20 protein-coding genes are annotated in these 23,683 nt (G+C 64.4%); 4 read left to right on the forward strand and 16 right to left on the reverse strand.

Going from position 1 to position 23,683, the window contains the following annotated elements:
* Positions 1–114 precede the first annotated feature (114 nt).
* Positions 115–459: an ArsR/SmtB family transcription factor gene (locus ACN9MB_RS18535; RefSeq protein WP_426269852.1), complete on the forward strand. Its 345-nt coding sequence runs from the start codon at positions 115–117 to the stop codon at positions 457–459.
* Complete coding sequence (locus tag ACN9MB_RS18540) at positions 449–970, forward strand: SRPBCC family protein (RefSeq protein ID WP_426269853.1); 522 nt, start codon at positions 449–451, stop codon at positions 968–970. Before ACN9MB_RS18535 ends, ACN9MB_RS18540 begins: the two co-directional genes overlap by 11 nt.
* A 292-nt stretch (positions 971–1,262) precedes the next feature.
* On the opposite strand, the gene ACN9MB_RS18545 is transcribed toward ACN9MB_RS18540, so the two are convergent.
* The 13 genes from ACN9MB_RS18545 to ACN9MB_RS18605 all read right to left on the reverse strand — a co-directional run bounded on the left by ACN9MB_RS18545 (position 1,263) and on the right by ACN9MB_RS18605 (position 18,573).
* A complete protein-coding gene (locus ACN9MB_RS18545; RefSeq protein ID WP_426269854.1) occupies positions 1,263–2,753 on the reverse strand; it encodes a hypothetical protein in 1,491 nt (496 codons plus the stop codon).
* Positions 2,754–3,075: 322 nt separating this feature from the next.
* Complete coding sequence (ssb, locus tag ACN9MB_RS18550) at positions 3,076–3,624, reverse strand: single-stranded DNA-binding protein (protein WP_204637133.1); 549 nt, start codon at positions 3,622–3,624, stop codon at positions 3,076–3,078.
* 234 nt (positions 3,625–3,858) lie between these two features.
* Positions 3,859–4,551, reverse strand: coding sequence for a response regulator (locus tag ACN9MB_RS18555; protein ID WP_204637134.1), 693 nt, complete (start codon positions 4,549–4,551; stop codon positions 3,859–3,861).
* Complete coding sequence (locus ACN9MB_RS18560) at positions 4,548–7,214, reverse strand: ATP-binding protein (RefSeq protein WP_426269855.1); 2,667 nt, start codon at positions 7,212–7,214, stop codon at positions 4,548–4,550. Before ACN9MB_RS18560 ends, ACN9MB_RS18555 begins: the two co-directional genes overlap by 4 nt.
* A 175-nt stretch (positions 7,215–7,389) precedes the next feature.
* Entirely contained in the window at positions 7,390–7,959 is a 570-nt protein-coding gene (gene kdpC, locus ACN9MB_RS18565; protein ID WP_426269856.1) for a potassium-transporting ATPase subunit KdpC, read from the reverse strand.
* Positions 7,960–7,969: 10 nt separating this feature from the next.
* Positions 7,970–9,463: an outer membrane beta-barrel protein gene (locus tag ACN9MB_RS18570; RefSeq protein WP_426269857.1), complete on the reverse strand. Its 1,494-nt coding sequence runs from the start codon at positions 9,461–9,463 to the stop codon at positions 7,970–7,972.
* An 83-nt stretch (positions 9,464–9,546) separates the two neighbouring features.
* Complete coding sequence (locus ACN9MB_RS18575; protein WP_204637138.1) at positions 9,547–9,747, reverse strand: hypothetical protein; 201 nt, start codon at positions 9,745–9,747, stop codon at positions 9,547–9,549.
* 46 nt (positions 9,748–9,793) lie between these two features.
* Entirely contained in the window at positions 9,794–11,875 is a 2,082-nt protein-coding gene (gene kdpB / locus ACN9MB_RS18580) for a potassium-transporting ATPase subunit KdpB (RefSeq protein ID WP_204637139.1), read from the reverse strand.
* A gap of 24 nt (positions 11,876–11,899) precedes the next feature.
* A complete protein-coding gene (kdpA, locus tag ACN9MB_RS18585; protein WP_426269858.1) occupies positions 11,900–13,702 on the reverse strand; it encodes a potassium-transporting ATPase subunit KdpA in 1,803 nt (600 codons plus the stop codon).
* A complete protein-coding gene (gene kdpF, locus ACN9MB_RS18590) occupies positions 13,699–13,791 on the reverse strand; it encodes a K(+)-transporting ATPase subunit F (protein ID WP_204637141.1) in 93 nt (30 codons plus the stop codon). The genes kdpA and kdpF overlap by 4 nt, the downstream gene beginning before the upstream one ends.
* Positions 13,792–14,173: 382 nt before the next feature.
* Positions 14,174–15,148 carry a VTT domain-containing protein gene (locus ACN9MB_RS18595; protein WP_426269859.1) on the reverse strand — a complete coding sequence of 325 codons (975 nt, stop codon included), beginning with the start codon at positions 15,146–15,148 and terminating at the stop codon, positions 14,174–14,176.
* 275 nt (positions 15,149–15,423) lie between these two features.
* Positions 15,424–17,220, reverse strand: a complete 1,797-nt coding sequence (locus ACN9MB_RS18600) for a gamma-glutamyltransferase family protein (RefSeq protein WP_426269860.1) — start codon at positions 17,218–17,220, stop codon at positions 15,424–15,426.
* Between the two features lie 135 nt (positions 17,221–17,355).
* A complete protein-coding gene (locus tag ACN9MB_RS18605; protein WP_426269861.1) occupies positions 17,356–18,573 on the reverse strand; it encodes an MFS transporter in 1,218 nt (405 codons plus the stop codon).
* Positions 18,574–18,710: 137 nt separating this feature from the next.
* Between ACN9MB_RS18605 and ACN9MB_RS18610 the strand changes: the two genes are divergently transcribed.
* Together ACN9MB_RS18610 and ACN9MB_RS18615 are read left to right on the forward strand one after the other, a co-directional pair.
* Positions 18,711–19,712 carry a polyprenyl synthetase family protein gene (locus ACN9MB_RS18610; protein WP_204637145.1) on the forward strand — a complete coding sequence of 334 codons (1,002 nt, stop codon included), beginning with the start codon at positions 18,711–18,713 and terminating at the stop codon, positions 19,710–19,712.
* Between the two features lie 121 nt (positions 19,713–19,833).
* On the forward strand, positions 19,834–20,310 hold the full coding sequence (locus ACN9MB_RS18615; RefSeq protein ID WP_426269862.1) for a hypothetical protein: 477 nt from the start codon (positions 19,834–19,836) through the stop codon (positions 20,308–20,310).
* A 44-nt stretch (positions 20,311–20,354) separates the two neighbouring features.
* Here the strand turns inward: ACN9MB_RS18615 and ACN9MB_RS18620 are convergent, their stop codons facing one another.
* From ACN9MB_RS18620 to ubiH, 3 genes are read right to left on the reverse strand one after another with little or no spacing between them, the layout of a single operon-like run.
* Positions 20,355–21,143 (reverse strand): dienelactone hydrolase family protein, encoded by a 789-nt coding sequence (locus ACN9MB_RS18620; protein ID WP_426269863.1) that lies wholly within the window; start codon positions 21,141–21,143, stop codon positions 20,355–20,357.
* 49 nt (positions 21,144–21,192) lie between these two features.
* Positions 21,193–22,416 (reverse strand): UbiH/UbiF/VisC/COQ6 family ubiquinone biosynthesis hydroxylase, encoded by a 1,224-nt coding sequence (locus ACN9MB_RS18625; RefSeq protein ID WP_426269864.1) that lies wholly within the window; start codon positions 22,414–22,416, stop codon positions 21,193–21,195.
* Positions 22,413–23,642: a 2-octaprenyl-6-methoxyphenyl hydroxylase gene (gene ubiH, locus ACN9MB_RS18630; protein WP_426269865.1), complete on the reverse strand. Its 1,230-nt coding sequence runs from the start codon at positions 23,640–23,642 to the stop codon at positions 22,413–22,415. Before ubiH ends, ACN9MB_RS18625 begins: the two co-directional genes overlap by 4 nt.
* Positions 23,643–23,683 lie beyond the last annotated feature (41 nt).

Here is a 23,683-nt window from a genome sequence, read left to right on the forward strand (position 1 = left end):
ATTGGCCCAGGAGCGCCACGTACTGGAAGCTCTCATCCGATCAGGGCTCGACCATTTATCCACCTCCGGTCCCGGCCCTTGCGCACCTACTTTCGCCAACCTATAGTTATCCATATGGCTAACAATTCAGCGGCATTGGATTCGGTCTTTCAGGCACTTGCCGACCCGACGCGTAGAGCGGTCGTTCAACGCCTCGGCAGGGGGCCGGCGACGGTAGGCGAGCTCGCCCAGCCGTTCGCTATGGCGTTGCCGTCCTTCATGAAGCACCTGGGGGTCCTGGAAAGGACCGGATTGATTCGCTCAAGAAAACACGGCCGTACACGGACATGCACGCTCGAACAAAAGAACCTGGCAGCTGCTGAGCGCTGGTTCGCGGACCAGCGCTCCCTGTGGGCGAGCCGGTACCAGAACCTCGACAGTCTCTTGGAATCACTCAATGGAGAAGAACGTGAAAGCTGAGCTTCATTTCGATTTTGCGGTCGACAAAGAAAAGAACAGCATCGTCGTAAAAAGGGAATTTGCCGCAGGGCGTCAGCTGGTATGGGATTGCCATACGAAACGCGAGTTGCTCGATAGATGGTTCGCTCCCAAGCCGCTCACGACCCAGACCAAGCACATGGAGTTCAAGGTCGGCGGCCATTGGCACTACGCCATGATCACCCCCGACGGCCAAACTTTCTGGAATCGCCTGGACTATCAGGCAATCAACCCCATCGACAACTACGCCGCCCTGGACGGTTTCTGTGATGAAGCAGGCCAGGTCAACCCCGACATGCCAAGGTCACGCTGGGAAGTCGCTTTCACTGACGCCGGCGAGCGAACCCTCGTCACTACGGTTGTGCAGTACAACTCGGCCGACGACGTGCAGAAAGCTATCGGCATGGGACTCAAGGACGGCCTGGCTTCTACCCTTGAACGGCTCGATGAGCTATTGCTGGACTTGGGCGAAACCGCAGAGCTTGTTCAATAGACAAGAAGGCACCAGGCTGCTCTACGTCACTGTGCCGTGCGCACAGGCGAGAGCAGTCCGTATTCAAAAACGCCCTTTGGATTGATGCTGAGACCATCGCCTTGGCGTCATCGAAAGTGGATTTGATCAAGGTGTATCGCGGGTTCTATCCAGAACTGCAGGCATGCGAGCGGATACTGGCAGCACAAATCCGACTTGATCATCAGGGAAGATACGAGTCCCAACGACAAACATAACCTTCATTGATCATTTCGGGCGAAGGAATAGCGTGTATGGACCCGAAGGCGTGCCATCAATGGCACGTCTCCGGCTGACTTTCTAGCTTAGGCGACTGCGAAAAATGGTCTTGGTACATCGTTCTGGCCCAGGTATCTGCTTCCGTGACCGTTTGCGCAGGGAGAGGGCTGTCGGGGTCGAGCGCTATCGAATCCAGCCGTGCGGCATAGGCTCCGGATGCCCCTAGACGCGCTAGACGGTTCATCTTGTAAATGGTCACGGGATTACCATCGTCGATGAGTCCAAGAAGTCCATTCATATGGCCGAGGACCCGAGGCGAAGTCATAAAGGCCTGGACGATTCGCCAGTCGCCTCTGTTCATGGCAGCGTTCGCGTAAGCTCCTGCATCAGCCTTGTAAGCGGCCACTTCTTCGCGGGTCCATGGCCTGTTTAGGTCAAAATCCGAAGCGACGTAACACATTTGTGCGTCGGGGCTTCCTGCTCTAGCTGCGGCTACGGTGCTCTGGAAGAACGCCTCCTTGGATTGCTCCAGATCTGCGTGGTTGCATCCCGCCATTTCACTGCTGGCCTTCTCGACCTTCTCTGCGAAACCTTGCGTATTGCGGCTGCACGACGCGTGGAAGTTCGCATCAGAGGCGCCTGCCTCGCAGGCCTTGATCTGACTCTGCATGTCATCGATTGACCGTGCGAGCACCGCACAGCGCTTCGCGGCTTCAAATGCCGCAGACAGTGCCGCGGCCTGCTTTTCCCCTTCGCTGGCGGGGGATGCAACATTCGGCCGAACCCCTGTCACTGGCGTCGTAGATGAAACGGCCACGGCGGATGTCGCCGGCTGGTCGTGATTCCACCCTTCGTTGGACGAATCAGTCGACGAAGACCGGCCGCCCCAGCTCAATCCAATGACCGCAATGACAGCAGTCACGCCCGCCGTCACGACAATCAGTTTCTTTGCTCGCTTGTCCATAAGTTCAGCCCAAACTCGTAACTGGAAAGCTGGTCCGCTCGAGCCATATGGCATGCGCGGGATGCCACGGCAACGCACCTTCTGCTGACACTGCGTCGGGAGCAGTCCACTACAGACCGAGGGTTCGAGTGACACGACTATCGACGCTGGTACTAGAACTGAGCCTGCGGGACGTCCGCTTAGAAACCCAGAGATATTTTTTTGCTTCACGCCACGCAACCACCAAGCCAACGTTTTGGTGCCCCCAACGACGTACCAGACGAGCATTCCTCCGAGGCCCCATAGCGACACATCCACCCGCGAACCGAGGTAAGGCCAAGGATTCTGCACGCCGTTAATCTCATAGGAAAAACCCCAACGTGTCTTGGCAAACGTCCAGTCATCCAGAAGATAGGCTCGATCGAATTGGTAGATGAACGGTACGAAGTCGTCCCTCTTCCCGCTGCTCCGGCGCACTTCGTAGTGGGTTATGCACCGGTTGTTGAGTGGCTGCTCGCAGACCTCGTGATGCGACTCGATGGTAAATCGGCCGGTATAGAAGTAAGTACCCGCGATGCTCCACAAACCGGTGGAGAGGGCCACCAAAGAGCAGACAAGAAGCGATGTCGTGAAAACGAATCGAAGAACCGTTGCCGCACTTCCCCTGGCTGTAGCGTGGCCAATGTCTGTTTCAGGTCGAAGGCAGACCTATCCATACGGCCAGAACCGCTTTACTTGAGCACCAGCCCAAGCTTGTGGTTTGCCATATCCCAATCTCGCACTTGCCCGTCCGAAAGCCGGACCGTGTACCAGCCGACGAGCCCTCGATCTCGCGCCACTCAATCCCCCTCCATCCGCGTAAAAAAAGGCCATGAAAAAATCATGGCCTCTTTATCAAACGCATCTATCTTGTGGACGGCGAAAATCAGAACGGAATATCGTCGTCGTCGAAGCTGTTGTTCTGTGCCGGGGGCGCGGACTGGCGCTGCGGCTGGTTGCCGTAGTTGTCGCCGCCGCCGCGGGATTGGCCGCCACCGTAGTTGCCGCCGCCCTGGCGCTGCTGACCGCCGCCACCACCACCGCCCTGCGAGCGCTGGAAGTTGCCGCCGCCGCTGCCGGCTGCGCCGCCGCCTTCCGTGCCGCCGCCGAGCATCTGCATCTCAGCCGCGATGATGTCGGTGCTGAAACGCTCGACGCCGTCCTTGTCGGTGTACTTGTCGGTGCGCAGCGAGCCTTCGATATACACCTGGCGACCCTTCTTCAGGTATTCGCCGGCAATTTCAGCGAGGCGGCCGAACAGCTTCACGCGATGCCACTCGGTGCGTTCCTGCTTTTCGCCGCTCTGCTTGTCGGTCCAGTTCTCGGAGGTCGCGATGCGGATGCTGGTAATGGCGGTGCCATTGCCGGTGTAGCGGGTTTCCGGATCGGCGCCGAGGTTGCCGACGATGATGACTTTGTTGATGCCACGTGCCATGGGTTTGGATGTCCTCTGTGAGCCGGCGCTGCGTTCTTGGGCAATCAGCACCGGGATGTTGGTCCGGCGGCCATCATAACCGTGCCCCGGGCGGGGACAACAGAATTGACGTGTGCCGGGGAACCGTGAATCTAGCCAGCCCTCGCCCTGCCCCGGTGTCCGGGGTGGACGAAAAAAGGTCCGGGAATCAGACCACTAAACCCTCTCACGGGCTGAGACACGCGCCCTGGCGGCTCAGCTGCCGCTGATGAAGCGGTAACCCACCCCGGGCTCGGTCTTGAGCCAGCGGGGCGTGGTGGGGTCGTCGCCCAGCTTCTGCCGCAGTTTGCCGACCACGATGCGCAGGTAGTGGCTGTCGTGGGTATGGGTGGCGCCCCAGATCTCGCGCAGCAGTTGCTGCTGGGTCACCACACGGCCGGCATGGCGCAGCAGCAGCGCGAGCACGGCGTATTCCTTGCGCGTCAGCGAGAGCGGCTCGCCCTCCAGCCACACTTCGCGGCGGCCCAGGTCGATGGCGAGCCGGCCGTCGTCGTAGCGCTGCATCGCCTCGGGCTCGCCTTGCCGGCCACGCATCAGGGCACGCAGGCGTGCCATCAGCTCCTGGATGCCGAACGGCTTGGTCACGTAGTCGTTGGCGCCAGCGTCCAGCGCCTTCACCTTCTCGCTTTCCGCATCGCGCACGGAAAGCATGATCACCGGCACCTGCGTCCACTGGCGCAACTCGGCCAATACCTCGTGTCCTTCGCGATCGGGCAGGCCGATGTCGAGGATCACCAGATCAGGTGAGCGGGTGGCGGCCAGCGCCAGACCATCCGCCGCATTCGCCGCGAGCAACACCTCATAGCCCTCGGCGCGCAGGCCGATATCGAGGAACTTGCGGATTTGTGCCTCGTCGTCGATGACCAGGACACGCGGTGCTGAGGTCATGCGTGGTTGCTAGGCGGCGCCGGCAGCGGCAAGGTAATGCGAATGGTGGTGCCAATGCCGTCGCCCGGCAAGGCCTCCACGCTGCCGCCATGCGCGCCGATCATGCCGCGGCAGATGGCCAGGCCCAGCCCGGTGCCCTGCGGCGCACGGTCGCCGCGCGAGACGGAATAGAACATGTCGAAGATACGTGCACGTTCGTCCTCCGGGATGCCCGGTCCGCGATCGATCACGTCGATCTGGATCTGCTCGCCCCTGGGACGCACGACCACACGCACGGCCTGGCCCGGCGGCGAGAAGCGCGCGGCGTTTTCCAGGATGTTGAACAAGGCCTGCTCGATCAGTGCGGGATGCACAAAGAGGAGCAGAGTCTGTGGCGGCAGCTCGATGTCGACCTTGAGATCGGGGAACAGCTTGCGCAGGCGGGTGGTGGCTGCCGCGACGATTTCGGCGGCGTCGGTCCAGTCACGATTGAGCTTGAGGGTGCCGTGGCCCAGGCGGGTCATGTCGAGCAGGTTCTGGATATAGCGATCCAGGCGCTGACCTTCGCCAAGAATCGCTTCCAGCAATTCCTGCCGTTCGTTGGGCGGCAACTGGTCGCCGTAGCTCGACAGCGTGCCGGCGGAGCCGATCATCGAGGCGAGCGGCGAACGCAGGTCGTGCGATACCGACGACAGCAGCGCATTGCGCAAACGCTCGGTCTCGCCCTGCACACGTGCGCCTTCCAACTCCTCGGCCAGCCGCGCACGCTGCAGCGCCTGGCCGATGTCCTGCACCATGGTCAGCGCGAGGCTGCGTTCATCCGTAGCAGGCTCGCCCTGCCCCGAAGGAAAGCGCAGCGCTGCAACGCCCAGATGGTTTTCGTCGCTGCCGAGCGGAAGCACCCAGCACGGCGCCGCGTTGAGCGTGTCGGTGAAGCGGCCCGCCTGCTCGGCGTGCTTTTCGCTCCACTCGGCGGCACCCAGATCTTGTGAGGTCAGATCGAAATCGCGCGGCGACGATGCGACCACGCGCAGCACCTGGCTCGCATCGCGCGCCAGCACCGCCACCTCGCAACGCATGGCGTGCGCGAGAGCCGCCGCACCCACCCGGCGAATGCCCTCGGCATCCGTGCTGGTGGACAGCCGCTGCCCCAGCGCGAGCAAGGCGCGTGCCTGCGCGTGCGCCATGCGCAGGGATTCCACCTGGGTCGCCAGCTTGGTGGCCAGCCGGCTCGCCACCAGCGCCGCGACCAGGAACAGGCTCACCGCCAGCACGTCGTCGAAGTTGGCGATCATCAAGGTGTAGCGCGGCGGCGCAAAGAAGAAGTTGTAGCCGATGAAGCACAACAACGCCGTATAGACGGCCACCGCCATGCGCGTTCTCACCGCCACCACCAGCACGGCGGTGAGGAAGATCAGTGAGAGATTGGCGACGGACAGGTAACGGTCGGCGATGAACGACAAACCGAACGCCACCAGCGTGGCCAGCGTCGCGTAGATGTATTCGCCACGGCGCCCGGTGCCCCCCGGCATACGCAGGCGCAGACGCGATTTGGCACGCTCCGCGGGCGTGGCGATGATGGTGAGTTCCAGGTGCGCACCGCGACGCAACAGCAGCTGGGTCAACGAACGGCCGAGCATGCGCGCCAGCGGTCGTTCGCGCGTGCGGCCGAGGATGATCTGGCCGATGCCTTCGCGATCGGCATGGGCGATGAGTTCGTCCGCAATGGCATGGCCGCGCAGTATCACCGTATCGCCGCCGAGGCGGCGCGCGAGGCGCATGGCCGCGTCCAGCCGCTCGCTGCGCGACTTTTCCAACGCCACGCCGGTATCGACGAATGCCACACTCCATGGCGCACCGCGCCGTTCCGCGATGCGCCGTGCAATGCGCACGAGGTATTCGCTCTGCGAATGACCGTCGATGGCGGCGAGCACGCGACGCCGCACCGGCATGGCGCCACCACGCGCGAGCATGTGCTCGCGCAGGTCGCTGTCCACATGACCGGCCACCGTATCCACGGCCAGCTCGCGCAAGGCGACGAGGTTGGTGGGCGAGAAGAATGCGTCGAGCGCCGCGGTCGCGGTCTCGGGGACGTAGACCTTGCCCTGCTTCAGACGCTGGATCAGTTCGCGCGGCGGCAGATCCACCAGCACGATGTCGCGGGCACGATCGAGGAAGGCATCCGGCACCGTTTCGCGCACAGTGACGTTGGTGATGCGCCGCACCTGGTCGTTGAGGCTTTCCAGATGCTGCACGTTGAGCGCGGTATAGACCTCGATGCCCGCTTCGAGCAGCTCGGCGATATCCTGCCAGCGCCGTTCGTGGCGACCGCCCGGCAGATTGGTATGCGCCAGTTCGTCGACCAGGATGATATCGGGACGACGCGCCAGCGCCGCATCGAGATCGAATTCGGTGAAGTCGCGCCCTTTGTAGTTCACCGCACGCCGCGGCAACTGCTCGAGTCCGTCGAGCAGCGCGGCCGTCTCCTGCCGCCCGTGCGTCTCCACCAACCCCACCACCACGTCGATACCCTGCCGCTTGAGCTCCCGCGCTGCCGAGAGCATGGCGAAGGTCTTGCCCACGCCCGGCGCCGCGCCGAGGAAGATCTTCAGGCGACGCGTGCGCTCTTCCTGCATCGAATCGAGCAAGGCATCGGCACGTGCTTCGCGGGTGGGTTCGGACATGGGGTGCCGTTGGGAAGGGGGTGGAACAAGGGTAGGACTTAGACCCCTACGCGGATAGTGCACGGGAACGAGAAGCTACTGTGGGAGCGCACCCTGTGCGCGACAAACCGACGGAGCGATACATCCCAACGTGGCTGTCGCGCACAGGGTGCGCTCCCACAGACAAACCCGAGCCTTACCGCCCGTCCAAGGCCAGGTTGAGCTTGAGCACATTCACGCGCGGCTCGCCCAGCATGCCGAACTGCCGTCCGGTCGTCGCCATGCTCACCATCGCCTGCACCTGCGACTCGCTCAGACCCCGCGCCTTCGCCACTCGCCCCACCTGATAGGCCGCAGCCGCCGGCGAAATCTCCGGATCGAGTCCGCTGCCCGACGCCGTCACCAGATCCACCGGCACCGGCGCGGCATTGCCCGGATCCGCCGCATGCAGCGCATCGATGCGCTGCTTCACCGCATCGGTGAGCGCCGGATTGTTCGGTCCCAGGTTCGAACCCGACGACGACGCCGCGTTATTGGGCTGCGGCGAGGTCGCCGAAGGACGACCCCAGAAGTACTTGGGGTCGTCGAACGATTGGCCGATCAGCGTGGAGCCGATCGGTTTGCCATCCTTGGCGATCAGGCTTCCGTTTGCCTGCGAAGGAAACAACACCTGCGCTACACCCGCGACGACCAGCGGATACGCCACACCGGTGATCACGGTCATCAAAAGCAGCATCACGACGGCGCTGCGAATCAGCTTGCCCATGGGTTTCACCTCAGTAGTGGAGAATCGCGTCAACCAGCGCAATCGCCTGGTAGTTCTTCTTGCCGGCGTTGTACGCATTCACGTCGTAGGAGTGCTCGTAACGGATCTCCGGGCGGATCTCCAGATCGGACGACACCCAGTGCGTCAGGCCCAGCGTGTGGCTGCTGTACTTGGTGGCGTAGCCGGTGCGCTGGCCCTTCTGGTCGTTGTAGAACTCGTTGCGGAACGAAATCATGTTGCTCGAGTTCAACTCGAAGTTCAGGTAGTTCACCACGCCGTACTCGCCTGCCTTGCCCGGATACGGCGAGGACGCCACCACGTTCGGATCGCCATCCGGCCCGAAGCCCGGGATATTGCGGCCGTACATGTAGTAGGCCTCGGTCTGCATGTGCACGCTCGTGCTGAAGCGGTGGCCCCAGGTCATCACGTACATCTGCACGTTGTTGTAGTTGTAGTCCGAGGTATTCCAGTTGTTGATGCAGGGGTACAGCATGTCGTTGTTGTCTTTCGACACCCAGCGCACGCAGGCCTGCAGCGAGGGACGCGCGGCATGGTTCCACGGGGCCGTGTCGTTGCTGGCATTTACGCCAAGCTGCAGCGTCCACTGCTGGCTGAGCTTGGTCGTGGTCATGATGCCGGTCTGGGTATACGGGTCGACCGTGTAGAGGATCGAATGCGTCACCAGGTAGTTCTGCGGCGAGAACTGCGCTTCGATATCCGGCAGCGACAGGTAGCGGCCGACACGGATCACCATGCCCTCGGCCACCGACGGTAGATAGAGGTCGTAGTAGAACAGCATCGGATCGACGCCGTAGACCTTGCCCGGCAGCGGACCGTTCGAATTGGGATGGTTCAACAGCTGGTTGCTGAAGACGCCCTTGGTCACGGTGTAGTGATAGTCGTAGCCGTACAGCGTGGAGATGTTGAAACCCCAATCCACGTGATCGGTCTGGACGGTGTCTTCGACGCGGGTGATGTTGAAGACGAACTGGTCGAACTCGACGCGATTGGGACGCGTCGCATACGACAGCGGATAGTTGGTGAAGCTGGACGAGCTCACGTTGGCGGACGGATTGATCCAGCCGTTGACCTCGATGCGGTTGCGCTTCATCCAGCTGCCGAGCTTGGTGCACGACAGCGCCTTCTGCAGCGGGTACTGGCCGTAGGCCACCGGCACGCCGATCGGTGCCGCCACGCCGCCGAGCTGCCACTCGCCGTTGGGGAACGGCGGGGAATCGAGCGGTGCATCCATGGCGCGGCGCGGGGCGGCCGGCGCTTTCGGATCGGCCGGCTGCGCGTCCTCGCGATAGGCCGCGCCAAGACGGGAGAAAAAGCCCTGCGAGCAGTCGTCGCTGGCGGCCATCGGCGCACTGGCCGAGCCGTCATCGAGACCCGCTGCCGGCATCACCTCGGTACCGGCGACCGAGGCCGCCGAGGCCGCTGCTTCGCCCGCGGGGGCGAGCGCCAACAACAGTGCAAACGAAAGAACTTTCTTGGACATCATGGGTGTTCCTGCAACCGGCTCGTGGGGAGCCGTCCTCTGTTTGGGTAATTTGGGTTCGCGGTCCGCTGCCTTGCGGCCGCGTGTCAGATGCCGGCGTAGCCGCCGAGCACGTATTCGTCTTGCTCGCTGTTCGGTGCCTGGGTCTCGCGTGGTTGTACGCGCGGGCGGCCCTGCACCGGCAGTGCGATCACCACATCGCAGGCGGAGTCGTCCGACGAAAGACGAAGCTCCATGTCCGGGTGGGTGTCGTCGGGCAGGGAAACAGAAAGCTTGAGTACTTGCATGGCAAAGACTCCGTAGATTCCAGTAGTGCGTCAGTAGCGGAAGGACTTAGGCGAGACCGCAAAGCACGAGCAACATGTCGATCAACTTGATGCCGATGAACGGCACCACGATGCCGCCCAGGCCGTAGACCAGCAGGTTGCGACGCAGCAGCGCGCCAGCGCCCAGCGCGCGGTACTTCACGCCTTTCAGCGCCAATGGAATCAGGAAGATGATGATCAGGGCGTTGAAGATCACCGCCGAGAGAATCGCGCTCTGCGGGGTCGCCAGCTTCATCACGTTGAGAGCGTTGAGTGCCGGATACGTCGTCGCAAAGGCCGCCGGGATGATGGCGAAATACTTGGCCACGTCGTTGGCAATCGAGAACGTGGTCAGCGATCCGCGCGTGATCAGCATCTGCTTGCCGATCTCCACCACCTCGATGAGCTTGGTGGGGTTGGAATCGAGATCCACCATGTTGCCGGCTTCTTTCGCTGCCTGCGTACCGGTGTTCATCGCCACCGCCACGTCGGCCTGGGCCAATGCCGGGGCATCGTTGGTGCCGTCGCCGCACATCGCCACCAGGCGGTTCTCGGCCTGGATCTTGCGGATCAGCTTGAGCTTCGCTTCGGGCGTCGCTTCGGCGAGGAAATCATCGACGCCCGCTTCCGCAGCAATGGCGGCTGCCGTCAGCGGATTGTCGCCGGTGATCATGATGGTCTTGATGCCCATGCGGCGCATCTCGGCGAAGCGTTCGCGGATGCCGCCCTTGACGATGTCCTTCAGCTCGATCACACCGAGTGCCGCTACGCCTTCGGTGACGATCAGCGGCGTGGCGCCGCGACGGGCGATATCCTCGGCCATGCGCTTGACCAGCGGCGGCAAATGGCTGCCGTTGGATTCCAGATAGCGTTCCACTGCATCCAGCGCGCCCTTGCGGATCTGCCGCGTGCCGATGTTCACGCCGCTCATGCGGGTCTGCGCGGTGAACGGCACGAACTCGGCGTGGCCTTCTTCCAGTTGGCGCTCGCGGATGCCGAAGCGCTCCTTCGCCAACACCACCACACTGCGGCCTTCCGGCGTCTCGTCGGCCAGCGAAGCAAGCTGGGCGGCGTCGGCAAGTGCGTGTTCGTCAACGCCCGGTGCCGGCATGAAGGCCACCGCCTGGCGATTGCCCAGCGTGATGGTGCCGGTCTTGTCGAGCAGCAACACATCGACGTCGCCCGCGGCTTCCACGGCGCGGCCCGAGGTGGCGATCACGTTGGCGCGGATCATCCGATCCATGCCCGCAATGCCGATGGCCGACAGCAACGCACCGATGGTGGTGGGAATCAGGCACACCAGCAGCGCCACCAGCACAGTCAGCGTGATGGGGTTGCCCGCACCGGCCGCCTGCACGCTGTAGATCGAATACGGCAGCAGCGTGGCGCAGGCCAGCAGGAAGATCAGGGTGAACTTGGCCAGCAGGATGGTGAGTGCGATCTCGTTCGGCGTCTTGCGGCGCGAGGCACCTTCCACCATGGCGATCATGCGGTCGAGGAAACTCTCGCCCGGATTGCTGGTGATGCGCACCACCAGCCAGTCGGACAACACCCGCGTGCCGCCCGTCACCGCGCTGCGATCGCCGCCCGACTCGCGGATCACCGGCGCGGATTCGCCGGTGATGGCGCTTTCATCGACGCTCGCCGCGCCCACCACCACCTCGCCATCGCCAGGCATCTGCTCGCCCGCTTCCACCAGCACGTGGTGACCCACGCGCAACTCGGACGACGGCGTATAGGTGATCGCGGCGTCCTTGTACGGCGCCGCCAGGCGCTTGGCCACCACGTCCCTGCGCGAACCGCGCAACGCAGCGGCCTGCGCCTTGCCACGGCCTTCGGCCAGCGCTTCGGCGAAGTTCGCGAACAACAGGGTGAACCACAGCCACACCGTCACCCAGAAGATGAAGCCGGTGGGCGCTTCGCCGTGGCCGGTCAGCGCCTGCACCCACAGCAAGGTGGTCAGCACGCTGCACACGAACACCACGAACATCACCGGATTGCGGAACTGCTGCTTCGGCGAGAGCTTGAGGAACGAATCGGCGATGGCCTTGAGGATCAGCTCGCGATCGAAACTGCGAACGCCGTGAACAGGGGTATGAGTCGTTGTCATGGATAAGCTTCCTTCGGGCGCTGCTCAGCGCACCGACATCAGGAATTCGGCGATCGGACCCAGCGCAAGCGCAGGCAGGAAGGTGAGCGCACCCACCACGACCACTACACAGGCAAGCAGGGTGATGAACAGCGGGGTATGCGTGGGCAGCGTGCCGGCCGACGGCGGCACGTGCCGCTTGGCAGCCAGCGAACCGGCCATGGCGAGCATGGCGATGGCCAGCAGGAAGCGCGACAGATACATGCACACGCCCAGCAGCACGTTCCAGAACGGCGTGTTGGCAGAAAGGCCACCAAACGCACTGCCGTTGTTGTTCGCCGCCGACGACACGGCATACAACACTTCGCTGAAGCCGTGCGCACCGGGGTTGGCCACACCGGCCACACCGGCTGGCGTCATCACCGCAATGGCCGTGCAGATCACCACCAGTGCGCAAGGCACCAGCACGGCGAGACTGGCCATCTTCATCTCGTGCGCTTCGATCTTCTTGCCCAGGTATTCCGGCGTGCGGCCCACCATCAGTCCGGCGATGAACACCGCGACGACCGCGAACGCGAGCATGCCGTACAGACCCGAACCCACGCCGCCGAAGATCACTTCACCCAGCTGCATCAGCCACATTGGCACCAGTCCGCCGAGCGGCGTGAGCGAATCGTGCATCGCATTCACTGCGCCGCACGAGGCCGCCGTGGTCACCGTGGCGAACAAGCCGCTGGCGGCGATGCCGAAGCGCGTTTCCTTGCCTTCCATGTTGCCGCCGGCCTGCAGCGCGGAGGCTTGCTGGTCGACCGCCAGTCCGTGCAGCGCCGGATTGCCTGCCTGTTCGGCGGCGATGGCACCCAGCGCGAGAGGAATAAAAATCAGCAGCATGGTGGCGAGGATCGCCCAGCCCTGGCGGCGGTCGCCGACCATGCTGCCAAAGGTGTAGCAAAGACCTCCCGGAATCAAAAAGATCGCCAGCATCTCGATGAAGTTGCTGAATGGCGTGGGGTTCTCGTACGGGTGTGCGGAGTTCGCGTTGAAGAAGCCGCCACCATTGGTACCCAGCTGCTTGATCGCGATCTGCGAGGCGGCCGGGCCCATCGGCAAGGTCTGCGTCGTCACCGTGGTCTGCTTGGTCACGTCCTTGCCCGACGCATCCTTCACGGTATTGCCCGCCGCATCCTTCACCGTCTCCACCGCCGTCGTGTGCTGCACCAGCGGCACGTCGACGTAGGCCTTGAAGTTCTGCACCACGCCCTGCGAAGACAGCAACAGCGCGATCACCAACGAGAACGGCAGCAACACGTAGAGCGTGCTACGCGTCATGTCGACCCAGAAGTTGCCCACGCTGTCGGTGCTGCGGCGGGTGAAGCCGCGCACCACCGCCAGCAGCACGGCAATGCCGGTGGCCGCCGAGAGGAAGTTCTGCACGGCCAGCCCAAGCATCTGGGTCAGATAGCTCATGGCGCTTTCGCCGCCGTACGCCTGCCAGTTGGTATTGCTGGCGAAGCTGATCGCGGTGTTCATCGCCAGATCCGGCGACAGCGCATCGAAATGCTGGGGGTTCAGCGGCAGCCACTGCTGCACGCGCTGCAAGGCATACACGGCGAACAAGCCGAGCATGTTGAACACCAGCATGGCGATGGCGTAACGGCGCCAGCCCATCTGTTCATCGCTGCGCACGCCGGCGAGGCGGTACAGCCCGCGCTCCAGCTTGCCGCCCACGCGATTGACGCCGTTGGGCGTATCGGCAAACGCCATGGCCATGTATGCGCCGACCGGCTTCACCAGCACGAGCAGCACGCCGAGGAAGAGCACGACCTGGAAGATATCGAAGGTGGTCATTCGAACCACTCCGGCTTGAGCAGGGCCACGCACAGGTAGCCCGTCAAGGCCACCGCGATCACGGCAGCCACGAGGTAGATGAAGTTCATGGTGGATCTCCCGCAGGAAAAGCGCGCGCCGGTGGCGTCACCGCGCGTAGCGATGATTGGCGATCAGGGACGGCGGCCGAGACGGTCGCAGATCAGCAGAAAGCCGAGCGCCGCCGCAAACAGCACGATCGAGAAAAGCAGATATAGGGCGTCCATCGAAGTCCGACTCACCGTCTTGGTTAACGGTGCAAATTGTCGGCAGCGGTGCATAAGAAAGGGGTAGCGAATTCACCCGGCCGCGTATAGAAACCGTAAAGATTTGCCCCGGGGACCCAACGGAACCTTGTGGGAGCGCACTTGTGCGCGACGGACGCGCCGCGCCGATACCACTGGGTTGGCCTGTCGCGGACAAGTCCGCTCCCACAAAAAACCAGGGCTTGGATCAGACCGCGTGCGAAACCACCGCATCGTCATTCGCTGCCGCCGCCCGATGGATCGGGTAGCCCGCCTCGTCCCAGGCATCCAGCCCGCCCAGCAGGGGACGCACGCGTTTGTAGCCGCGCGACATCAGCGCCTTGGCCACCAGCGCAGCGGAGGCCTCGTTCGGGCAGGTGCAGTAGATCACCAGCTCCGCATCGAGCGGCACCGCGTTGACGATCAGGTCGACGCTGTTCACGTCCGCCAGCAAGGCGCCAGGGATGATCCGCGAGTCCAGCATGCGGGCTGCTTCCGAACGCACGTCCACGATGGCCGGCTTGCGGCCGTCGGCAAGCGCATCGTTCAATTCCTTTACCGTGATGCGCGCCATGCGCAAGGCACGGATCAGGCGATGGCGCTGCCACCACTTCACCACGATGTAGAGCGCGAGCAGGGAGACGATAAGCATCAACGCCACGCTGCCGGCATTGGCCAGCGTCTCCAGCAGCGCATCGATCTGGGTGGCGAAGACGTAACCGAGAGTGACGGCGACGCCCACCCACAACAACGAACCCAGGCCGTCGAACAATACGAACGGCGCCACGCGCAGACCCATCGCGCCCACCAGCGGCGGCGCCACGGTGGACAGGCCCGGCACGAACTTGGCGAGCAGCAAGACACCGCCGCGCCAGCGCTGGAAGCGCAGCTCGGACTGCTTCACGCAGGAATCGGGCGACAAAGAAATACGGCACAGCGTGCGCATCACGCCGCCGCCGAAATAGCGGCCCGCCGCATACCACGCGTAATCGGCCAGCAGGCAGGCGAACACCGCCACCGCCACTACACCGGCCAGCGGCAGGCGCTCGGTGGAAGCCAAGGCGCCGGCCACGATCATGGTCGGCACGGCGGGCAACGGCATGCCCGCCTGTTCGACCAGGACATTGATGAACACCAGCAGCAACCCGTACTGGGCGATCAGCTCGATGATGTGGTGGGCCATGGCAAACCTCGACCGGCTACCTCGTGCAGCCCCACGATTGTTGGGGCTGCCGTTCGCAAAAACAATCGACTCTTTAGGCTAGGTGCGCTGATCTATTCCACATGGGCGTCACCGGTTCTGTCTGGCCCGAAGGGTGACTCCAGAGAGTCCGCAGGGTGCAATGCGCGACTTGCCAAGGCGGCCAGCCTGGGCTGCGTCACGCCTCGCACCCTGCGGACTCTCTGGAGTCATGCCGCCCATGTGGAATAGATCAGCGCACCCTTCGACGAGACGGTTCAATAGCCAACCACCTCGCCATCCTTGCGCATCTCGGTGGCGCCCCAGTACACGTGCTGCTTCGGATCCAGCAGGATCGCCTCGTAGCCGCCGAAATTGCCCGTGCCCGGTTCGATCGTATAGCCGCGCCGTGTCAATTCGGCCTTCACCTGCGGATCGAAGCCCGACTCCATCTCGACCTTGCCGATCCCCTGCGAGGGCTCGCCGGTGGGCTCGGCGTTGCCGTAATGGCGCCAGCGCGCGGCGTCTCCGGCATCCTGCACGTTCATGCCGAAATCGATGATGTCGGTGAGCACCTGGACGTGCGCCTGCGGCTGCATATCGCCGCCCATCACGCCGAACGCCAGCCAGGGCTCGCCGTCCTTCATCGCAAAACCCGGAATGATGGTGTGGAAGGGCCGCTTGCCCGCGGCGTAGACATTGGCCGCTCCCGGCTTGAGCGAATACAGCTCGCCGCGATCCTGGAACATGAAGCCAAGCCCATCGGCCACCAGGCCCGAACCCATGCCGCGATAGTTCGACTGGATGATCGAAACCATCATGCCGTCCTTGTCCGCCGTGGCGAAATACGTGGTGTCGCCATTGAACAGGCGCGGATCGCCGGGGCCGATCGACGGGTTGGCGTGATCGAGATGGATCTGCTTGCGCCGCTGCTCGGCGTAACCTTCGGAAATCAGACCCTTCATCGGCACCTTGACGAAGTTCGGATCGGCATAGAACTTGGCCAGGTCTTCATAGGCCAGGCGCTTGGCTTCCAGCATGGCGGTGATGGCATCGGCACTGCCCACGCCCATCTTCTGCAGATCAAACCCCTTGAGGATCTGCAGCATTTCCAGCGCCGCGAAACCCTGCCCGTTCGGCGGCAGTTCGTAGACATCGACGCCGCGGTAATTCACCGATTGCGGCGTCACCCATTCGCCATGGAAGTTGGCGAAATCGTCGTAGCGCAGATCGCCGCCGATACGCTTGAAATACGCATCGATCGTGTGCGCGATGGCGCCCTTGTAAAACGCGTCGCGGCCGCCTTCGGCAATCATCGTCAGCGTGCGCGCGAGATCGGGATTGCGGAACACCTCGCCCTCGTTGGGCGTGTGCCCGTCGATGAGATAGGTGTGGCGCGCGTTGTCCAGTTCCTCGATCAAGCCCTTCTGGCGTTCGAACGAGGCGAAGTTGCCCTTGAAGTACTTGGCCACCAGCTGGGTGATGGGGAAACCGTCCTTCGCATAGCCAATGGCGGGCGCCAGGTCGTCGGCGATCGGCAGCTTGCCGAACTTCTCGTGCAGTGCGAACCAGGTGTCCACGGTTCCGGGCACGGTGATCGGCAGCGAACCCACGGCAGGAATGTGGTCCGTCGCCGGCACGCCGGCCTTGGCATAGGCTGCCTTCACTTCGGCCTGCATCCTGGCCAGGTCGCGTCCTTTCGCCGAGGGGCCGGAGCCGTTGTAGCCGTAGAGCTTACGGGTCTTGGGGTCCCACACGATCACGAAGCAATCGCCGCCGATGCCGTTGAGCACCGGCTCCATCAAGCCCAGCGCCGCGTTGGCGGCAATCGCCGCATCCACCGCGCTGCCGCCCTTCTTCAGGATGTCGATGGCGACCTGCGAGGCGAGCGGTTGCTCGGTGGCCGCGATGCCATGCTGCGCGATCACCGGCGAGCGCGAGGCCCAGGGATTGCCGGAATAACGGTCGCCGCGACCGATATCCGCCGCGGCGGCATGGCCCACGCACAGGCTCGTCAAGGCGGCCAGGACAGTAAGCAGGGGAAAACGCGATACGCAAGAGGGAGATGCAGGCATGGGGCGGCCTCGTGAGTGCGGGAAAGGCGACGGCGGCGAGCTCCCCTGCCCCCGTCACGTAAGCGCTAACTCATACACCGCCAGACGATCCCCTGCCAAGGACCGCCGCCACATCCTGGAGCGCTGGCTGGCGAATCAGGCGCTGCGCGCGGCCGCGGCCGCTTCCATGGCCGTGCTGTGCGACTCGATGCGTCGCGCGCCAAGCCACACCAGCGGCAGCCACACCAAGGTCAGCGCCGCGGCGCAAAGAAATACGCCATCGACGCCGAGCCGGCCCAGCGCGATGCCGCCCACCGCGCCGCCCACGAAGGCACCGAGGAACTGGCTGGTCGAATACGCGCCCATCGCCGCACCGCGCATCGGACCGGGCGCCAGCTGGGACACCAGGCTGGGCAAGGCCGCTTCCAGCAGGTTGAAGGCCGAAAAGAACACGGCGGCCGCCACGCCGAGTACGGCCACGTGATCGCCCGACAGGCCAAAGCCCAGCAACCCCAGACCGGTCGCCACGACACACACAGCCACCAGCCGCAGGCTCTGCGCCAGTTCGCGCATGCGGTGCAGGCAGGCGCCCATCACGAAGGCGGCGATCACCATCACCGGCAGGTACAGCTCCCAATGACGATTCACCGGCAAATGCAGCCGATGGGCCAGCAGCAACGGCAAGCCCACGAAGCTCGCCGTCAACAACAGGTGCAGGAAGAACACCGAGCCGTTGAGCACCAGCATGCGGCCATCACGCAGCATCGACAGGACGCTGCCCCAGGTGGCCGCCGCCGGCGCCGAGGGACGTTCCGGCGTGGGCACGATCAGCCACAGCAGCACGAGTGCCGCCAGGGCCAGGATGGAGGTGGCGGCGAACAGGCCGGAAAGGCCAGCGACCGCTTCCAGCGGCGGCCCCAGGATCAGCGCCAGCAAGAAAGCCACGCCGATGGACACACCGATGACGCCCATGACCTTGCTGCGGTTCTCGTGGCGCGTCAGGTCGGCAGCCAGCGCGGTGCCGGCGCCCGCTACCGCGCCCATGCCCTGCAGGGCGCGCCCCATCACGATGCCCAGCAGGTTGTGCGACATGGCCGCCACCAGTCCACCGACGGCGAATACCAGCAGGCCCAGCGTGATGGCCGGCTTGCGGCCGATGCGGTCGGACAGCAACCCCAGCGGAATCTGCAGCAGCACCTGGCCCAGGCCGTAGACGCCGAGCGCCAACCCGATCAGCCATGGCGTCGCGTCCGGCATCTGCTGCGCGTACAGCGAAAACACCGGCATGATCAGGAACAAGCCGAACAGGCGCAGGCTGATCACACAGGCCAGGGTCAGCGCGCTGCGCCGCTCAAGTGGGGAAAGTTTGCTCACCGGGGCTTCTTAAAAGGGCCGCATCAGTCGCCGATTATACGTTTGGCCCCAAAAAACCAACCGTGGTGCCGTGTCGCGGCGGTTTCTCGCCCCCAACTCTATCTATAATCCCCGGCATACGACGCTACGACTGCCTCATGACCACGACCCAAGCCGACACCCGCCGCTCTGCCGACTTTGCCGCCGTTCGAGGGCTCGCCGCCGCAGACATGCATCGGGTCGACTCGCTGATCCGCCAACGCCTGTCGTCGGACGTGGTGCTGATCAACCAGATCGCCGACCACATCATCGCCGGTGGCGGCAAGCGCCTGCGCCCGATGCTGCATGTGCTGGCGGCCAACGCGGCCGGCTATCGCGGCGAGCACCACATCAAGCTGGCGGCGGTGATCGAATTCATCCACACCTCCACGCTGCTGCATGACGACGTGGTGGACGAATCGGACCTGCGCCGCGGCCGCAAGACCGCCAATGCACTGTGGGGCAACGCCGCCAGCGTGCTGGTGGGCGACTTCCTCTACTCGCGCTCGTTCCAGATGATGGTGGAGCTGGATGACATGCGCATCATGCGCATCCTGGCCGACACCACCAACACCATCGCCGAAGGCGAAGTGCTGCAGCTGCTCAACATCGGCAACGCCGACGTGGATGAAGCGTCCTATCTCAATGTGATCGAACGCAAGACCGCGGTGCTGTTCGCCGCCGCCACCGAACTGGGCGGACTGCTGGGCGGGTTGCCGGTGGACCAGTGCGCCGCCTTGCGCCGTTACGGCATGCAGCTGGGCTACGCGTTCCAGATCGCCGACGACCTGCTCGACTACACCTCCGACGCCGGCACCCTGGGTAAGAACATCGGCGACGACCTCGCCGAAGGCAAGCCCACGCTGCCGCTGATCTACGCGCTGCAGCGGGCCGATGCCGAACAGAAGCAGTCGCTGCGCCACGCCATCGAACACGGCGGCCTCGATTCGCTCGACCGCATCATCGCCGCGATCCGCGATTCCGGCGCGCTCGAACGCACCCACGAACGCGCCGTGATGCATGCCGATGCCGCACGCGATGCGCTTCGTGCGCTGCCCGATTCGCCGTGGCGCGATGCGATGGCGACGTTGGCGGATTATTCGGTGCAGCGCAGCTTCTGATCTTTCGCGTCCAGTCCGCGACTTCCACTTCACCGATCGGCAGCGCCGGGCGGGGCTTTCATGTCGCGACACCCCAAGCCATACTCGTTTTTGAACCCTCTGCGTGTTCAAGGACGACACGATGCCCAAGCCCGACCCACAGTGGATGGTGGACGCGTTTCATCCCTACCGCATAGCGCTGAACGGCGACGCGCTGTCGCCCTGGCAGATGATCGCCATTGCCGTCGCCACCCTCATCATCGCGCTCGTCAACGAATCGCGTGGATACGCGAAAAGGAAGAAGCCGTTCCCCGGGTTTCGCAGCGGCGTGCTGATGGGCATGCTGGTGGCGACCACGATGCTCGGTCCGCTCAGCTGGATTTCCTACCGGGTGCTCTCCTCTGGCGCCATCCGATGCCTCACGAAGCGCTGCCGAGGCACGACATTCACGGATATCAGCGGCCACCGGCATTTCGATGGTGATCGCTACGTCTCCATGACATTCGATCCAGCGTTCTTCTGGACGAGTTACGTCATGATGTCGGTCTTTACCATCGTCGCGCTGGTGCTGCTTTTTTCATGCATCCGCGCCTGCCTGCACTGGCGCGAACTCGACTGAGCGGCAATCGACGAGGCGCGACATGCGCGCCTCGTCCAAGCGCTTCAAGGGGTAGCCGTGAATGCCCCGTGCAGCCAATCGCGCATCATCCGGTAGCTGCGCTGGGCGGCACGCTCGTCATAAGCGCAACCTGCGCTGTGCTGGTCCGTTTCGGTGAAGCAATGCACCGCATTGCCCAGCACAACGAACTGCCAGTCGGCCTTGCTGCCGCGCATTTCGTCCATGAACTTGTCCGCGTCGGGCATGGTGCCCTTGTCGTCGGCGCCGTTCATCACCAGCACGCGTGCCTTGATGTTCTTGGCCAGCGACGGGTCGTCGGTCTGCAGGCCGCCATGGAACGACACCACTGCCGCCACGTCGGCGCCGCTGCGGGCGAGATCCAGCACGGCCGAACCGCCGAAGCAGAAGCCGATGGCGGCCAGCTTGGTCAGGTCGATCGGCGCACTCTTGCCCTGTGCCTTCAATTGCTCCAGCGCCAGGTCGATGCGCTTGCGCATCAGCGCGCGGTCGGTATACAGCGGCTTGGTGGCTGCCTTGGCCTGGTCGTCGCTGGTGGGACGGATCTTTTCGCCATACATGTCGGTGACCAGGATCACGTAATCCTTGCCGGCGATGCCCTCGGCCTTCTTGATTGCACCGTCGTTCACGCCGTACCAGTTGGGCACCATCACCAGGCCAGGGCGCTTGGCGGTCACGGCATCGTCGTAGACCAGCACGCTGTGGAACGTGGTGCCGTCCTGGGTCCATTCGACCGGCTTCTGCACCATTTTCGCCTGCGCGGCGAACGCGAATCCTGAGAGCAACAACAAACTGCAAAGTCGGGCGATGCGCATGATGACGATTCCTTGTTGAGAGGGTTCTACGTCGGGCGGTTCGAGCGAGCTACAAGCCGGCGGCGTGTTCCGCCAGTCTGCGTTTGATCGGTGACAATCGGTCGATGAGGCGCACGCCGAGGCCGCGCGCGGCGACCAGCGGAGGCGCCTGCCAGGCATAGATGCGTGCCAGCGCGTCGAAGCCGAGCGCATCCATGGTGTCGGCGCTGCGGCGTCGACGCGCATAGCGGCGCAATACGTGCGGCGATGCGATATCGCTGCCGGCATCGCGCGCGGCGACCAGCGTGTCGCGCAGTTCGGCGACATCGCGCAAGCCGAGGTTCACGCCCTGCCCTGCCAACGGATGCACCGCGTGGGCCGCGTCGCCGAGCAGGACGAATCGCTCGGCCTGATAGGTTTCCGCCAGCTGCAGCCGCAACGGGAAGCCGGCACGCGGCGTGGCGGCAATAATGCGCCCCAGCCGGAAATCGCTGGCGACGCCCAGCTCCTGCAGGAAGGCCGCGTCGTCGAGTGCGAGCACGCGCTGTGCCTCGTCTTCCGGCAGCGACCACACGATCGAGCTGCGGCCATCGGACAGCGGCAGAAGTGCCAGCGGACCGGTGTCCAGGAAGCGCTGCCAGGCCGTACCTTCATGCCCACGTTCTGTCTGGACGTGCGCCACGATGCCGCGCTGCGCATAGTCGCGGCCCCGGGTTTCGATCCCGGCCATGGCGCGCAAGGGCGACGCGGCGCCGTCTGCGGCAACCAGCAGGCGTGCCGATATGGCGTCCGTTTCCGCACCGCTCAGCGACAACTGCACGCGATCTTCCAGCACCTCATAACCGCCGACTTTTGCCGGACACAGGCGCTTTACGCCGACGGCGTCGAGCGCCAGCCAGAGCTGCCATTGCACCAGGTTGTTCTCGACGATGTAGCCAAGCAGGTCGCGACCTTCCCGGGCAGCATCGAAATGAATGGCCGCGCCACTGGCGGCATCCCATACGTGCATGTGCGAATACGGGCTTGCGCGCAAACTCCGAATGGACGTCCAAACGCCAAGCTCGTCGAGCAAGGCGATCGACGAGGGCGCCAGCCCGACCACGCGAAGATCCACTTCATCATCGATCGACCACGGCGCCGGGGCGCGCGCCTCCACCAGGGCCGTGGCAAATCCGGCGCGTGCCAGCGCCAGTGCAGTCGCTGCGCCCACCATGCCGCCGCCAACCACGGCGACATCCAGCGCGGGACCGCGACGACGCGACGATTCGCTGCGCGTGGAAGACATCATGCTCATGGCAGTCGCTCCAGCACAGCCTTCGGCGGTTCGCCGCGAAAACCCATGCCGCGACGTGCGATCAAGCGCTGCAGCGGCGGCAGCCGATCGAAGGCCAGCATGGCCAGGGAACGCAAGGGACCCAGCACCGGTTGCTGCAGGCAGGCCAACTGGACCAGCCCATGGCTCATCGCCATGGTGCCTTCGCGGTCCGGCGCACGACGTGCGGCGTAATTCGCCAGCAGCTCTTCAGCGCCCGGATCGTTGGCACCCGTCAGCAACTCGGCCAGCGTGAGCGCATCGCGCAAGCCGAGATTGAAACCTTGCGCGCCGATGGGATGCACCGTCTGCGCCGCGTTGCCGACCAGCACGGCACGCGTGGACACCAGCGACCGTGCGGCCACGCGCTGGATGGCGTAGGGATGACGTTTGCCGGGGCGACTCAATCGGCCCAGGCGCCAGCCGAAGCGCTCCTGCGCCAACGCGATAAAGGCCTCGTCATCCATCGCTTCCACGGCCGTGGCTTCGTGCTGCGGCACGGTGAGCACGAGCCCGCAGCGGCGGCTGGCCAATGGCAGCAGCGCGATCGGTCCGTTGTCGGAGAAGCGTTCGTACGCGCGATGGGCGTGGTCGCGTTCCGGCGTCACCGTGCAGACGAACAGGGTCTGGCGATAGTCGTGGCGCTCGGCCTCGATGCCGAGACGATCGCGCACGAACGACGCGGTGCCGTCCGCGCCGACCAGCAAGGGCGTGTCGATATCGACCGGCCCTTCGGCGGTCTGGATGCGCGCGCGCCAACCGTCGGCCACCGGCTCCAGCGATTCCACCCGCGCGGGCGCCAGGCGGCGCAGGCGCGTGCACTCGTCCAGCCGGCGCAGCAGCGCCGCACCCAGTTCGCGCGCGGGCAGCGTCCAGCCCAGCGCATCCACGCCCTGCCGTGCCGCATCCATCTGCACGCTGCCGAAATCGCTGGCGCGCGTCACATGGATGTGCTGGATCGGCGTGGCCTGGGCCGCCGCGTGCTTCCACACGCCAATTGCGCCGAGGCCGTTGACGGTGGCGCGGGCCAGCGCGAGGTTGCGTTCGTCGTAGCTGGGCTGGTCGCCGACGCGCGGCGCGGCAGCCTCCACCATCACGGCCTCGATGCCGGCCGCGTCCAGCGCGATGGCCAGGCTGGCGCCTACCAGGCCGCCGCCAACGATGAGTACCGGCTGCCGGGCGCCGGCCTGAAGGGATGCATTCGTCATGGCACCGCATGATACGCGCTACGGCTAGCGGGCTGGCGTCC

The sequence above is a fragment of the Dyella kyungheensis genome (assembly GCF_049913195.1).
Lineage (GTDB): Bacteria > Pseudomonadota > Gammaproteobacteria > Xanthomonadales > Rhodanobacteraceae > Dyella > Dyella kyungheensis.